This window comes from Pantoea nemavictus (genome assembly GCF_037479095.1).
GTDB lineage: Bacteria > Pseudomonadota > Gammaproteobacteria > Enterobacterales > Enterobacteriaceae > Pantoea > Pantoea nemavictus.
Window position 1 is genome coordinate 4,158,297 of sequence record NZ_JBBGZW010000001.1, and the last position, 13,502, is coordinate 4,171,798.

Annotated in this window: 11 protein-coding genes; 8 read left to right on the forward strand and 3 right to left on the reverse strand. The window is 56.4% G+C overall.

Features of this window, described 5'->3' with window-relative positions; all coding sequences use genetic code 11:
- Nucleotides 1-85: 85 nt before the first annotated feature.
- Genes WH298_RS19185 through WH298_RS19205 form a run of 5 tightly spaced genes read left to right on the forward strand, consistent with a single transcriptional unit; the run spans nt 86 to nt 5,945 of the window.
- On the forward strand, nt 86-1,063 hold the full coding sequence (locus tag WH298_RS19185; protein ID WP_049853505.1) for a sugar ABC transporter substrate-binding protein: 978 nt from the start codon (nt 86-88) through the stop codon (nt 1,061-1,063).
- Nucleotides 1,053-2,576 carry a sugar ABC transporter ATP-binding protein gene (locus WH298_RS19190; RefSeq protein ID WP_180823603.1) on the forward strand — a complete coding sequence of 508 codons (1,524 nt, stop codon included), beginning with the start codon at nt 1,053-1,055 and terminating at the stop codon, nt 2,574-2,576. Before WH298_RS19185 ends, WH298_RS19190 begins: the two co-directional genes overlap by 11 nt.
- Nucleotides 2,573-3,586 (forward strand): ABC transporter permease, encoded by a 1,014-nt coding sequence (locus WH298_RS19195; protein ID WP_180823604.1) that lies wholly within the window; start codon nt 2,573-2,575, stop codon nt 3,584-3,586. The genes WH298_RS19190 and WH298_RS19195 overlap by 4 nt, the downstream gene beginning before the upstream one ends.
- Nucleotides 3,579-4,565, forward strand: a complete 987-nt coding sequence (locus tag WH298_RS19200; protein ID WP_339541590.1) for an ABC transporter permease — start codon at nt 3,579-3,581, stop codon at nt 4,563-4,565. The genes WH298_RS19195 and WH298_RS19200 overlap by 8 nt, the downstream gene beginning before the upstream one ends.
- Before the next feature lie 12 nt (nt 4,566-4,577).
- Nucleotides 4,578-5,945: an LLM class flavin-dependent oxidoreductase gene (locus tag WH298_RS19205; RefSeq protein WP_180823605.1), complete on the forward strand. Its 1,368-nt coding sequence runs from the start codon at nt 4,578-4,580 to the stop codon at nt 5,943-5,945.
- A gap of 235 nt (nt 5,946-6,180) precedes the next feature.
- Here the strand turns inward: WH298_RS19205 and WH298_RS19210 are convergent, their stop codons facing one another.
- A complete protein-coding gene (locus tag WH298_RS19210; protein WP_049853501.1) occupies nt 6,181-7,209 on the reverse strand; it encodes an NADP-dependent oxidoreductase in 1,029 nt (342 codons plus the stop codon).
- Between the two features lie 263 nt (nt 7,210-7,472).
- Between WH298_RS19210 and WH298_RS19215 the strand changes: the two genes are divergently transcribed.
- Genes WH298_RS19215 through WH298_RS19225 form a run of 3 tightly spaced genes read left to right on the forward strand, consistent with a single transcriptional unit; the run spans nt 7,473 to nt 11,274 of the window.
- Complete coding sequence (locus WH298_RS19215; protein WP_180823606.1) at nt 7,473-8,825, forward strand: MFS transporter; 1,353 nt, start codon at nt 7,473-7,475, stop codon at nt 8,823-8,825.
- Complete coding sequence (locus WH298_RS19220; protein WP_180823607.1) at nt 8,803-10,146, forward strand: enolase C-terminal domain-like protein; 1,344 nt, start codon at nt 8,803-8,805, stop codon at nt 10,144-10,146. The genes WH298_RS19215 and WH298_RS19220 overlap by 23 nt, the downstream gene beginning before the upstream one ends.
- Nucleotides 10,147-10,155: 9 nt before the next feature.
- Nucleotides 10,156-11,274: a lactonase family protein gene (locus tag WH298_RS19225; RefSeq protein WP_180823608.1), complete on the forward strand. Its 1,119-nt coding sequence runs from the start codon at nt 10,156-10,158 to the stop codon at nt 11,272-11,274.
- Between the two features lie 56 nt (nt 11,275-11,330).
- On the opposite strand, the gene WH298_RS19230 is transcribed toward WH298_RS19225, so the two are convergent.
- Nucleotides 11,331-11,735: a cupin domain-containing protein gene (locus WH298_RS19230; protein ID WP_049853497.1), complete on the reverse strand. Its 405-nt coding sequence runs from the start codon at nt 11,733-11,735 to the stop codon at nt 11,331-11,333.
- A gap of 118 nt (nt 11,736-11,853) precedes the next feature.
- On the reverse strand, nt 11,854-13,284 hold the full coding sequence (locus WH298_RS19235; protein WP_180823609.1) for a purine-cytosine permease family protein: 1,431 nt from the start codon (nt 13,282-13,284) through the stop codon (nt 11,854-11,856).
- Between the last annotated feature and the right edge of the window lie 218 nt (nt 13,285-13,502).

Genomic DNA, 13,502 nt, shown 5'->3' on the forward strand with positions numbered 1-13,502 from the left:
AAAAATGGCTGTGATAATTTTTATTTCACGCGCCAGCTAACAGGCGTCATACAACATTATATTATTATTTCCAGGGATATTAAGCATGAAAAAGCATCGTCTGGCAGGTCTATTGCTGGCTTCTGTATCACTATTATCCGCAATGGCGCACGCCGAAGATCATCCGATTCCGTCTTTGGCGGGTAAACGCATTGGTATTACCGTTGCCGGCACCGATCACTATTGGGATCTCAAGGCTTATCAGGGACAAATCGACGAGGTGAAACGCCTTGGCGGGACGCCGATTGCGCTAGACGGCGGCCGTAAAGAGTCGCAGCAAATTGCCCAAATTCAGACACTTATCGCACAGAAACCCGATGCGATCATTGAAACACTCGGCACCGCGTCGGTGCTGGAGCCGTGGCTGAAAAAAATCCGCGAGGCGGGCATCCCGTTATTTACTGTCGACACCGCTAGCCCATCCAGTATTAACGTCACAACGTCAGATAACTTTTATATTGGCGAGCAGCTCGCGTTAAAGCTAGTCAATGATTTACGTGGCGAAGGCAATATTCTGGTATTTAACGGTTTCTATGGCGTGCCCGTGGTTGCAATGCGCTATGACCAGTTAAAAGCCGTGCTGAAATGGTATCCAAAAATTAAAATAATTCAGCCAGAACTGCGCGATGTTATCCCGAATACCGTGCAAGACGCGTATGCGCAAATCAGTCAGTTACTGAATAAATATCCGAAAGGATCGGTTCAGGCGATTTGGGCCGCGTGGGATGTGCCACAAATTGGCGCTACCCAGGCGGTGGATGCCGCGGGGCGCAACGAGATCAAAACCTATGCAGTCGACGGCAGCCCGGATGTGGTGTCGCTGGTTAAAGATGCCAAATCCAGCGCGGCGGCAGTGGTGGCGCAGCAGCCGTATGTGATTGGGCAAACGGCGGTGCAGAACGTGGCGAAATATCTCGCGGGCGATCGTTCATTGCCGCCAGCGACCTATGTTCCGGCGATTCTGGTAACCAAAGATAATGCCGGCGAGGCGCAGAAAACCCTGGGCCAGACGGATGGTAAATAATACGCCGCTGCTGCAGCTGCACCACATCAGTAAAGCCTTTGATGGCGTACCTGCGCTGCAATCGGTGTCGCTCAGCGTGCATGCCGGTGAAGTGCATGGCCTGATTGGTCACAACGGGGCCGGTAAATCGACGCTGATTAAAGTATTAGGCGGCATTCATGCCGCCGATAGCGGCAGTATTGAGCTGTATGGTCAGCCGCTCACGCTGAGCACGCCAGCACAGGCGCAGCGACAGGGCATCGCCATCGTGCATCAGGAACGCTTGCTGCCCGGCTCGCTGACGGTGGCGGAAGCGTTGTGGCTTGGCAACGAACCGCGCGCCGCCGTGACCCCCTTTATCCTGCGTCGCCGCATGCGCCAGCAGGCTCAGCAGCAGCTGCAGCAGCACTTCGGTTTACAGCTCGATCCCAACGCATTGATCGCCACCTTAAGCGTGGCAGAGCAGCAGTTGGTGCAAATCTGCCGCGTGCTACAAAACGCGCCGCGCGTGGTGGTGCTGGATGAACCCACCGCCGCGCTGGCGCGCCACGAAGTGCATGCGCTGTTTCGGGTGATTGATCGTATGCGCCAGCAGGGTATCGCGCTGATTTATGTCTCGCACTATCTCGATGAGATCCAGCAGCTGTGCCAACGCGTCACGGTGCTGCGGGATGGCAAAGATGTGGCGCAGTTCAGCGCGGAACAGCTGTCGCCGTCAGCCTTGATTAGTGCCATGGTGGGCGATGCGCGCCACGAGCTTATGCCGCGTCAGCCACGTCCTGTGGGTGAGCCGCTATTGCAGGTTGATGCCTTGAGCGCCCCCGGTAGTTTCCACAACCTGTCATTCACGGGTCGTCAGGGCGAGATCATCGGTATTACCGGTTTGCTAGGTTCGGGCGGAAAAACCCTGATACGCGCGTTGTTTGGGCTGGAGAATACCGTGAGCGGTAAAATGACACTGGGCGAGGTAGCGGGCATCCCGGCTTCACCGCATGCGGCGGTGAAACGCGGTATCGCCTTTGTCCCGGAGGATCGGCGCGCCAACGGCATCGCGCTGGACATGAGTCTGCGTGACAACGTCACCTTAACCACCGTACGACGTTTACTGCGCTGGGGCGGCGTGTCACGTCAAGCCGAAAGCGAGTTGGTGGCGAAGAATATTCAGCAATTGGCCATCCGCACACCAGGACAACTGGCCGCGCTGCGCCAGCTCTCTGGCGGTAATCAACAAAAAGCGGTGCTGGCAAAATGGCTAAATACCGGCGCACGTATGTATCTGCTGGATGAGCCGACGGTGGGCGTTGATATTGCGGCCAAGGCGGCGATTTACCACACGTTGCAGCAGTTGGCCGATGAGGGGGCGCTGATCCTGGTGTTCTCAACCGATTTACTCGAACTGCAAACCCTGGCCGATCGCATTATGGTGCTGGCGCGCGGCGAACATGTCGCCACGCTGGCGGCACAGCAGACCAGCCATCAGGAGATTCTCTCCTGGGCTTCCGGCACCGGCGCATTAACGGAGCGTGCATCATGAGTGAGGTCACCCAAGCTGCACCCGGCGAACAGCCACGGCGTACTCACGGCCAGCAGTGGCTGCAACACGTATCGCTGTTGATTATCGTGCTGGTTTTGGCGGTGTTTGCCTGGCTGTCGCCGATTTTTCTCACGGTGATGAATCTCGGCAACGTGCTACAGCAAACCGCGGTGGTGGGGACGCTGGCGCTCGGCTTAACGCTGGTACTAAGCGGTGGCGGTTTGCAAGGCATCACCGGCGGCATTGATTTATCGATTGCGGCTAATCTCGGCCTAAGTGCGGCGGTGTTTGCCAGCCAGCTCAGCGTCGGGCAGCCGCTCGCTATTGCACTGCTGTTGACGCTATTAACCGGCGCGGCGGTGGGATTATTTAATGCGCTGGCGATTGTCTGGCTGGGAATCTTGCCGCTGCTGGCGACGCTTACCAGCATGAATATCGCGATCGGACTGGAGATGGTGCTGACCAGCAATGCATCGGTGTCGGCCAGCAGCGACCTGCAAAATCTGCTGTTAAGTAACGGTCCGTTAGCGGTGTCGTGGCTGGGCTGGTCATTTTTACTGCTGGCGTTTGCGGCGATCGCCTTAAGTCGTCTTACCGCATTTGGCCTGCGGTTGCAGGCGGTAGGCAGCCATCCGCAGGCCGCCAATGCCGCGGGAATTGGCGTCAAACGCTATCAGGGCTTGAGCTACGTATTATGCGGCGTTAGCGCCGCCATCGCGGCGGTGGCTTCAGTGTCGCTGTTAAGCGGCAGTTCGCCCGGCGCGAACGACAATCTGCTGATGGTGATTGCCGCCGCGCTGTTGGGCGTGGTGTTTTCCCGTCGTCTGGTACCGACACTCGCTGGCGCGCTGATCAGTGCGCTGTTCCTGAGTCTGCTTGCCAACGGTTTCCAGCTCATCAACGTCTCAAGTTACTGGATCAACGGCGTCGAAGGCGTGTTGATCCTGTTAGTGGTGGCGTTAACGGCGCTGTTACGTCGTCGTCAGTCAAGGAGGACTCAAGGTGTCTGACTCTCTGTTATCCGCAGGCGCTCATCGTCCGCGTCAGGCCGGCTTATTGCGTGCGGTGGTGGTGCTGACCTTTGTGGCGCTGCTGCTGTTATTTATTGTCGCGGCGCCCGGTTTTGCCACTGTCTCCAATATTCGCAGCGTGTTGCTAAATAACGTTGCGCCGCTGGCGATTGTTGCGCTGGCGATGACGCTGGTTACCCGCATTGGCGCGATTGATCTTTCGGTTGGAACATCGATCGATATCGCCTGTCTGGTTTTGGTGACACTGGTGCTGCATCAGGTCAGTCTGCCCGTCGCGCTGATTGCGGCGCTGTTCGCCGCGCTGCTGGTTGGCGTGTTTAACGCCTTTCTGGTTACCCAACTGGGCGTGGAGCCGTTTCTCGCCACGCTCGGCACGCTGTTTATCGGGCAAAGCGTGCAGCAACTGTCATCAAACGGCGGACAGCCGGTCTATCTGCTGAGCCAAAAACTGCCCGACGGCTTTTCGGCCATCGGTCACGGCGCGCTGCTCGGCATTCCTGTGCCGCTTTGGCTGCTGCTATGGGTGGCGCTCGCGCTCTATCAGCTGCTGCACCGCAGTGCCACCGGCCGGTCGTTACGGGTGATGGGCGAGCAGTACAGTGTGGCGCAGTATTCGGGGGTGCCGGTTAAACGGCTTACCGCCATGGCTTTTATTGCTGCAGCGCTGATTGCCGGTATCGTCGGCTTAATCCTCGCCGCAAACGTCAAAGCCTGGGTGCCGCTGTCGGGCAATGCCTATCTGCTTAACGCCATTGGCGCCAGTTTTATTGGTGCCACCTTCGCGCCATCCCGCCGTCCCAACGTGCTGGGAACGCTACTTGGCGTGGTGCTGCTGAGTTTTATCGCCAACGGATTGCTGCTGATCGGCTGGAACTTCTACTGGCAGCAGGTGGCCACCGGCGGCTTAATTTTCATTGTGTTGGCGGTCGGGGCATTACGCGCTCGGCGTCATGCCTGAGAGGAGAAGGCAATGAGCGACGCGCCGTTTTTGCTGTTTGGTTTTATGATGAACGTGCCGGGCCACCTCTGCGCTGGCCTGTGGCGACATCCGCAGGATCAGGCCCATCGATACACTGAGCTAGGTTACTGGACGAACATTGCCCAGCAGCTGGATCGCGCCGGATTTGATGCACTGTTTATTGCTGATGCCCTCGGCCAACTTGATGTTTGGCAACACAAACCGGATGCGGCGCTGCGTCTGGCGACGCAAATGCCGGTGAACGATCCGCTGTTGCTGGTTTCAGCCATGGCGGCAGTGACGCAGCATCTGGGCTTTGGCATCACCGTCTCTACCACCTATGAACAGCCATACCTGCTGGCGCGTAAGTTCACCACGCTCGATCATCTGAGCAACGGGCGTATCGCCTGGAATGTGGTGACCTCCATGCTCGATTCAGCGGCGCGCAATCTGGGACTGACACAGCAGATTCCGCACGATGAACGCTACGATCGCGCGCAGGAGTTTCTCGATGTCACCGGCAAACTCTGGGAAGGATCATGGGAGGAGGATGCGGTACGGCGCGATAAACAAAACAGTGTTTATAGCGATCCGGCCAAAGTGCATGCCATTCAACATACTGGCCGCTGGTACCAGGTGCCGGATGCGCACCTGAGTGAACCGAGCCCGCAGCGCACGCCGGTGCTGTTTCAGGCCGGAACCTCAAGTCGTGGAGCGCAGTTCGCCGCTCGTAATGCGGAGGTGATCTTTCTCGGTGGCATCACGCCACAGGCGATCGCGCAGGATATCCAACGCATCCGCCAGTTAGCCGCGGCTGAAGGGCGTGAAGCGGCATCGCTGCGCTTTGTTACGGCCATTACGGTCATCACCGCGGAGAGTGATGAGGCCGCGCACGCGAAGTATCGTGATTATCAGCACTACATCAGCGAAGAGGCGGCGTTAGCGCTGTTCTCCGCCTGGACCGGCATCGACTGGTCGTTAGAAGATTTGGACACCCCGTTGGCGTTTCGTGAAACCGATGCCTGCCGTTCCGCCTTAGCCAGTTTGACGCGCATTGACGATCAGAAACTCTGGACGCTGCGTGATGCAGCGCGCTACATCGGCATTGGCGGTTTACATCCGCTGCTGATTGGCGGCCCGGCAAGCATCGCCGATCAGCTGGAGCAGTTTGCCGTGGAGTCGGGTGTGGATGGATTTAATCTTGCCTGGGCGATCAGTCCCGGTAGCTTTGAGGATTTTATCCAGCATGTGATGCCGGTGCTGCGCAGCCGGGGACGGGTGCGTGTTACGCCACCCCAGGCGGTAACGCTGCGCGAGCGCCTGTTTGGCCAGCCGCGACTCACGGCTGACCATCCAGCGGCGCGCTTTCGCCGCCGTTAGCTCCAGGCATGACGCGGCGGTGGGGTGCCATTCAGGTAATAATTGCCGACGTGGTAATACTTCCGGAGCTGGTGCTTCAGCCTGCTGGGAATTGACTTTCAGAAGCGGGGTTTGACTGAGCGACATGAGAACTCCCATTAATGGCGATGTAGGGAAAATATCTTCTCATGCGCTCAGCAACCGCCAAATCTCAATTGCCGCTATGCAAAGTGAAAAATGGCGTTTACACAACGCGTTACTGTGCGACTTTCACCACGGTTTTACCGAAGTTTTTGCCTTGCAACATATCGAAAAACGCCTGCGGCGCGTTTTCTAATCCGTCGATCATATGTTCGCGATAGTGGATTTTTTGCTGCTCCACCAGCGGTGTCATCGCCTTAAGGAATTCCGGATAACGATCGCCGTAATCCTGGAAGATGATAAAGCCCTGCATGCGAATCCGGCGCTTAAGAATGCCGCCCATAATTTGTGGCGTGCGATCCGGGCCTGGCGGCAATTCGCGACTGCTGTAGCCAGAAACCAGGCCGCACACCGGCACGCGCGCGGCGGTATTCAGCAGCGGGAATACCGCATCAAACACTTTGCCGCCGACATTCTCGAAGTAGATATCGATACCGTCCGGGCAGGCCGCCGCCAGCTGTTGTGCAAAATCGTCACGATGATGATCGATGCAGGCGGAAAAACCGAGCTTCTCAATGGCGTAGCGACACTTCTCTTCACCACCCGCGACGCCCACGACATGACAGCCCTTGAGTTTACCCAACTGACCAACGGTTGCTCCCACCGGGCCGGTGGCCGCCGCGACTACCAGGGTTTCGCCTTCTTTCGGCTGGCCGATATCCATCAATCCCATATAGGCGGTGAAGCCCGGCATGCCGAGAATACCCAGCGCCCAGGAAGGATGGGGCAGATCGCCCAGTTTCGCGACGCCAGTGCCGTCTGACACCGCATAGCTTTGCCAGCCGCTTTGCGCGAGAACCCGATCGCCTTGCTTAAAATCGGCATGTTTGGATGCAGCAACTTCGCTTACCGTGCCGCCTACCATGGGCTGATCGAGCTCAGCCGGTGCGGCGTAGGATTTGCTGTCATCCATGCGCCCGCGCATGTACGGATCAAGCGATAAGTACAGCGTGCGCAGCAGGATCTCGCCATCCTTCAGTTCAGGAATCGGCTGCTCAACCAGGCGAAAATTCTCTTTTACCGGTTCGCCTTCAGGGCGTGAGGCTAAAAGCCAGGCCTGGTTACGTTGATTGGATTGCGACATTTTTACCTCTATTAGCGTTTTCACGTGAGGCAAGTGTAGTTGAGGAATAGGGAGGTTTGTGCGCTGGCTCAACATCTGTTTTTAAAGCCGATGTTGAGCCAGCGCACAAAGCGCGACAAAACTTTACGTTGGAAATTAACATAACCATATGAATTTTAACAATCGTAGGGCATTTGCCTAAGCGGTCTCGGGCAATATCCCATACCCGTGCGTTAACTCTGCTGCGTATACCTATACGGTGTTTTAATCCCTACAGGTGACGCATGACACAACAACAATATCCATTATCCCCCGATCATCAGGCGCTTATCGCCTCCGCCATCGGCAAGTTTTTCCGCCGCATCATTCCGATGCTGGCGCTGATGCTGATCGTTAACCAGATCGACCGCGCCAATATCGGTTTTGTGAAAGCTGAACTGCAAACCGATGCGGGCATCAGTGCTGCGGCTTTCGGTTTAGGTGCCGGGCTGTTCTTCATCGGCTATGCGCTGTTTGAAGTGCCGAGCAATATGATGCTGAAGAAGCTCGGCGCACGCGTGTGGCTCACGCGCATCATGATTACATGGGGCATGGTGGTGGTGCTGACCGGTTTCGTTAGTACGCCGCTGCATTTCTATCTGCTGCGTTTTCTGCTGGGCGTGGCGGAAGCTGGCTTCTTTCCCGGCGTGCTGTTCTATTTTCGTCAATGGGTGCCTAACGCCTGGCGAGGCCGCGCCACGGCGATGGTGCTGAGCGCCACGGCCAGCGCCTTTCTGTTTTCCGGTCCGCTTACCGGCGCGATCCTGATGATGCATGATGTCGGCGGGATCGCCGGTTGGAAATGGGTGATGTTTATGGAAGGCGGCGGATCGATAGTGATCGGCTTGCTGGCTGCCTTTGTGCTGGTATCAAAACCGCAAGGGGCAAAATGGCTCAGCGAAGCGGAAAAACAGGCGCTGGCGCAGCAGTTGGCGCTTGAGGATGATGCCCGCGAAGAGCATGCCGTTAGCCACGGTCGCTGGGGATTGATCGCCGACCGCAGTTTGCTCACCTACTGCCTGATCTTCTTCACTATGACCATGACCGGTTACACCCTGGTGTTCTGGTTGCCGCAAATCATTCAACGCATTCAGGGCTTCAACAGTTTCGAAACCGGGCTGCTGACCGCCATTCCCTGGCTGTTCGCCATCGTTGCGCTGTTTCTGCTGGGTAAAGCCACCGATCGCTATCGCGATAAGCTGGATAGAGGACTCGGCATCGCCATGCTGATTGCCGCATGCGGCACCTTTATGGCTACGCTTGGCACGCCGTGGTTTGGCTTTGTGGCGATGATTGTGGCTTGCATTGGTTCCAAGGTGAGCGCGGCCTTCTTCTGGCCGATGCCGCAAAGTGAATTGCCCGCGTCGATTGCCGCACCCGGCATTGCGCTCATCAATTCGATTGGCAACCTCGGCGGCTTCTTTGCGCCCACGGTATTCGGCTACCTGGAAATGCACACCGGCAGCACCACCGGCGGCCTCTACGCCCTGACCAGTGTGTCAGTGATTACCGGCCTGTGGCTGCTGCTGCGTCGCAAACCCGTTCCCCCCGCATTCGGTCACACGGAGAGAAACCATGTCAGACAGTCCAGTCATTAAATCGATGCGCATCGTGCCGGTTGCCGGTTACGACAGCATGCTACTGAACATCGGCGGCGCCCATAATTGCTACTTCACGCGCATTATCGTGATATTGACCGATTCTGCCGGGCATACCGGCGTGGGCGAAACGCCGTGTCATGCGTCGACCTTGCAACTGCTGGAGCAGTTCCGTCCGCTGATTGAGGGCAGTTCGCTGCTGCGCCTCAACGCCACGCTGAGCCAGCTATTCAGCAGTGAAGCGCGTCTGCAACAAACCTCGCATACCAACGACATCCATATCCCGCAGATGAATCCGGAGAAGTTCTATAATGCTGCCGCAGCGATAGAAGCGGCGCTGCTGGATCTGCAAGGCAAACTGTTTAATCTGCCGGTGGCGGATCTGCTCGCCAGCGGCAAACAGCGCGATCGTATTCCGGTGCTGGGGTATTTGTTCTACATCGCCGATCGCAAGCGCACCACGATGAATTATCGCTCGGGAGATGATGAGCAAGAGGGCTGGTTCCGCCTGCGTCATCAAGCGGCGATGGATAGCGCAGCGCTGGTGCGTTTAGCCGAAGCCGCGGTTGAGCAATACGGCTTCCGCGACTTCAAACTAAAAGGCGGCGTGCAGGCCGGTGAAGTGGAAGTTGAAACGGTAGAAGCGCTGCTGGCACGCTTTCCCGATGCGCGCGTGACGGTGGATCCCAATGCCAGCTGGTCATTAGAGGAAGCGATCCGCTTTGGCAAACAGCTGGCGGGTAAAGTGCCGTATCTGGAAGATCCTTGCGGCGCGGAACAGGGCTATTCCGGGCGGGAAACGCTGGCTGAGTTTCGCCGCGCCACAGGCGTGCCGGTCGCCACCAACATGATCGCCAACGACTGGCGCCAGCTGCATCACGCGTTACAGCTTAATGCTATTGATATTCCGCTGGCCGATCCGCACTTCTGGACGATGCGTAACGCCAACGTAGTGGCACAGCTGTGCAACGAATGGGGGCTGACCACCGGCTGTCACTCCAATAATCACTTTGATATTTCGCTGGCGATGGTGGCGCATCTGGGTGCCGCCGCGCCGGGCGATCGTCAGACGGCTTTCGATACGCACTGGATATGGCAGGATGGCCAGCAGCTGACGCGTCAACCGCCGCAAATCCGCGAGGGTTATCTGGAATTACCGCCTGGGCCAGGCTTGGGCATTGAGCTGGATATGGAGCGCCTCGAACAGGCGCATGCGCTTTATCAGGCGCTGCCGGACAAAAATCGTAACGATGCGCTGGGTATGCAGTTTTTGATTGATAACTGGCGCTACGACGCCAAACGTCCGTCATTGGTACGCTAAAGGAGCAGGATGAAGACCTTATTACCTACGGTGACGCTAATAGCGTCAATGATGGCGAGTGCGCCTTTACTGGCACAAACCTTTGTTTATGTTTCGGAAGCGGATGACGGCACCATCGCCCGCTACGCGCTCAATGAGCAAACCGGTGCGCTGCAATTACTGGGTCGTACCCATGCCGGCGGCAAAGTGATGCCGATGGCGTTGAGTGCCGATCATCGACACCTTTATGCGGCGATCCGCAGCAAGCCTTTGCAACTGGTGAGCTGGAACATCGACAGTAAAACCGGCGATCTGAGCCAAACCAGCGCCGTCACCGCCGCAGCCAGTTATCCTTATATCAGCACGGATAAACAGGGCCGCTTTTTGCTCGGCGCCTCTTACGACGGTGACGTGGTGCATGTTTATAAGCTTAACAGCGATGGCAAGATGATTGCGCCGCCGGTTGGCAGCTTCAAAACCGGCCATGCGGCACATTCAGTGATTGTGGATGCGAGCGGCAATTCTGCTTATGTCGGCAATCTCGGCACCGATCGCGTGCTGCAGCTAACGCTAAGCGCGCAGGGTGAATTAACTGCGTTGGGTAACGGTTACGTCAAAACGGCTGCGGAAAATGGCCCGCGCCATTCAGTGCTTTCACCTGACAATCGCTATCTCTACAACATCGGCGAGATGGGCGGCATTATCACGCAATTCCGCCGCGAAGCCAGCGGAGAGCTGGTAAAAGTGGCGGAGACGCCGAATGCCGTCGCCGCGCAATATAAACTCGAACATGGCCGTGAGCGTCCGCCAGGTTATAGCGACACCACGCCACGCATCTGGTCGGCCGATATTGGCCTGACGCCGGACGGACGTTTTCTCTATGTTAGCGAGCGAACCAGCAGCACCATTACCGGCTATCGGGTCAATAGCGCCGATGGCAAACTGACGCTGATTGCTAGCTGGCAAGTGGAGAAGCAGCCGCGCAGCATGGCCATCACCGCTGATGGACGCTGGTTAATTGCCAGCGGCGAGAAGAGTAAGGTCATCGGTAGCTATGAAATTGATGCAGAAAGTGGGGCGCTGAAGCGAGTGAGCGAAGCGCCTGCCGGACGCGATGCGAATTGGGTGACGATAGTCAGTTACAAATAGCCGTTCATGCCAACCTGGTCGGCATTGATGGCGACCAGGTTGGCATCATTAACCCATCAAAGCTGCTGATAATGCTCGTCAGAAACAGGTTCCAGCCACTCGTTTGAGGCGCCTTCGGCCGGCACCGCGATGGCAATGTGGGCGAACCAGCTGTCCGCTGCGGCGCCATGCCAGTGCTTCAATCCCGCAGGAATGTTAACCACGTCGCCAGCCACTAACTGACGCGCCGGTTGGTTCCAGGCCTGATACCAACCGCGTCCGCCGGTCACCAGCAAGATCTGGCCACCCCCATGATGGATATGCCAGTTGTTACGGCAACCCGGTTCAAACACCACATTACCGATCGTGACGCCTTCGGTTGTCAGCATGTTTAGATAGCTGGTACCGGTAAAATATTGTGCCAATGCGTCGTTTTTTGGCCCTTTCGGGAAAATACCATTGCCGTCAAATTGCTCGTTCATCTTTTTCTCCATAAATGCAGCGTGGATAAAGTGTAGCGGCGGGGCGATGGAATGATAATGCGCTCACAGCAGAATACACTTGTGAGCGCCATTCATTAATGCAATTGCGGTGACAACGTCACTGATTGGGGTAAACAGATTGCATCAGTCGGCCGCGACGATCGAACTTGCTGGCGATGAGCCACAGCAGTGCAGTAACAAACCAGCCAATAATCCATGACACATCATTCCCCGCGAAGATCCAGGTTAATGATCCGTGATGCAGCGGGTTATCAATAAACGGCAGCTGTACCAGCACGCCGCAGAAGTAGACAATAATGCCCGCCCAGTTCCAGCGGCCGTAGCGACCGTGCGGCTGAGAAAGCGCCGGGACATCGACCTTTCCTTTGGTGATCAAATAGAAATCCGTCAGGCTAATCGCGCTCCACGGTACGAAAAAGGCCAGCAAAAACAGCAGGAAATGGGTAAAAGATTTAAGAAATGCCGGTTCGCTAATCAACGCAATGACGCAAGAGATCGTCACCATCAGTACCACAAACAGGATACGACCCGCGCGGCTGAGCGAGGTTTTCTGCCGAAATCCTGAGACGATGGTGGTGAGCGACATAAAGCTGCCGTAGGCGTTCAGGGTAGTAAAGGTGATCTTGCCAAAACAGATCGCGAAATAGATCACCATCGCCATGGTCGCGCTGCTGCCTAAACTGACGATATAGCCGACTTCATTCCCTGAAAAAGCCTTACCCGCTATGGCTGCGACGATCACACCCAAGGTCATTGAAGCCTGAGTGCCTAAAACCGTGCCGAAGAACACGCTGCTGAACAGTTGCTTCGCTGAGACATTTTCGGGTAAATAGCGCGAATAGTCAGAGACGTACGGGCAAAATGCAATCTGCCATGAGGAGGAGAGCGATACGGCCAGTAAGAAATTGGCGACACTGAAATGCTGGTTTTGCCATACCGCTGATAAGTCATGACTGGAGAGTAGCGTGATGAACAGATAAATAAAGGCGAGGACGCCAATCACGCTGGCCAGTTTACCGAGCTTATGAATGACGCGATACCCCAGCACCGCAATCACCACAATGATGGCACTGAACAGCATCATGCCAGCCGCATTGCTGGTATTGATCAGTTTAGCCAGCGCCTGGCCGGCCAGCACCGTGCCGCTGGCAGAAAATCCGACGTACATAATACAAACCAGCACTAACGGAATCACCGCACCATAAACGCCAAACTGCATGCGGCTGGTGATCATTTGCGGTAATCCCAGGCGCGGCCCCTGGATGGCGTGCAGTGACATGATCGCTGCACCAACAATCTGCCCAACCAGTAAACCAATAATCGACCACACCACATCGCCGCCCAACACCACGGCCAGCGCGCCCGTCACAATGGCGGTGATTTGCAAGTTACCGCCAAACCACAGGGTGAACTGGCTGAACGGATGGCCGTGACGTTCGCCTGGTGGAATGTAATCAATGGACCGCGTTTCTGACAGGCGCTGTTTATCCGCGCCCGCGTAATCTGCTGCAGGTGATTCGGCTGACATAGTTTCCTCGCTGAAGCGTCTAAGAGTGGCGAATTATTGTTAGTAGGATGTGAGATCTCTTGGTGATACATGTATATACATGTATCGATACTGGCATGCAGAATGGAAACTTACAATATGCTCAGCCATTGGAAAATGTGATGACGCGGGCAAGGTTATGAAGTTTTGCGTGGTATTACGCGCAGGGAAAGTGCGTGAGTTTAATGACGCTGCTACGT

Bases quoted from the DNA above. Each gene is read 5' to 3' on its own strand.
- WH298_RS19185 (WP_049853505.1), top strand. From the start codon at position 86: ATGAAAAAGCATCGTCTGGCAGGTCTATTGCTGGCTTCTGTATCACTA.
- WH298_RS19190 (WP_180823603.1), top strand. From the start codon at position 1,053: ATGGTAAATAATACGCCGCTGCTGCAGCTGCACCACATCAGTAAAGCC.
- WH298_RS19195 (WP_180823604.1), top strand. From the start codon at position 2,573: ATGAGTGAGGTCACCCAAGCTGCACCCGGCGAACAGCCACGGCGTACT.
- WH298_RS19205 (WP_180823605.1), top strand. From the start codon at position 4,578: ATGAGCGACGCGCCGTTTTTGCTGTTTGGTTTTATGATGAACGTGCCG.
- WH298_RS19210 (WP_049853501.1), bottom strand. From the start codon at position 7,209: ATGTCGCAATCCAATCAACGTAACCAGGCCTGGCTTTTAGCCTCACGC.
- WH298_RS19215 (WP_180823606.1), top strand. From the start codon at position 7,473: ATGACACAACAACAATATCCATTATCCCCCGATCATCAGGCGCTTATC.
- WH298_RS19220 (WP_180823607.1), top strand. From the start codon at position 8,803: ATGTCAGACAGTCCAGTCATTAAATCGATGCGCATCGTGCCGGTTGCC.
- WH298_RS19225 (WP_180823608.1), top strand. From the start codon at position 10,156: ATGAAGACCTTATTACCTACGGTGACGCTAATAGCGTCAATGATGGCG.
- WH298_RS19230 (WP_049853497.1), bottom strand. From the start codon at position 11,735: ATGAACGAGCAATTTGACGGCAATGGTATTTTCCCGAAAGGGCCAAAA.
- WH298_RS19235 (WP_180823609.1), bottom strand. From the start codon at position 13,284: ATGTCAGCCGAATCACCTGCAGCAGATTACGCGGGCGCGGATAAACAG.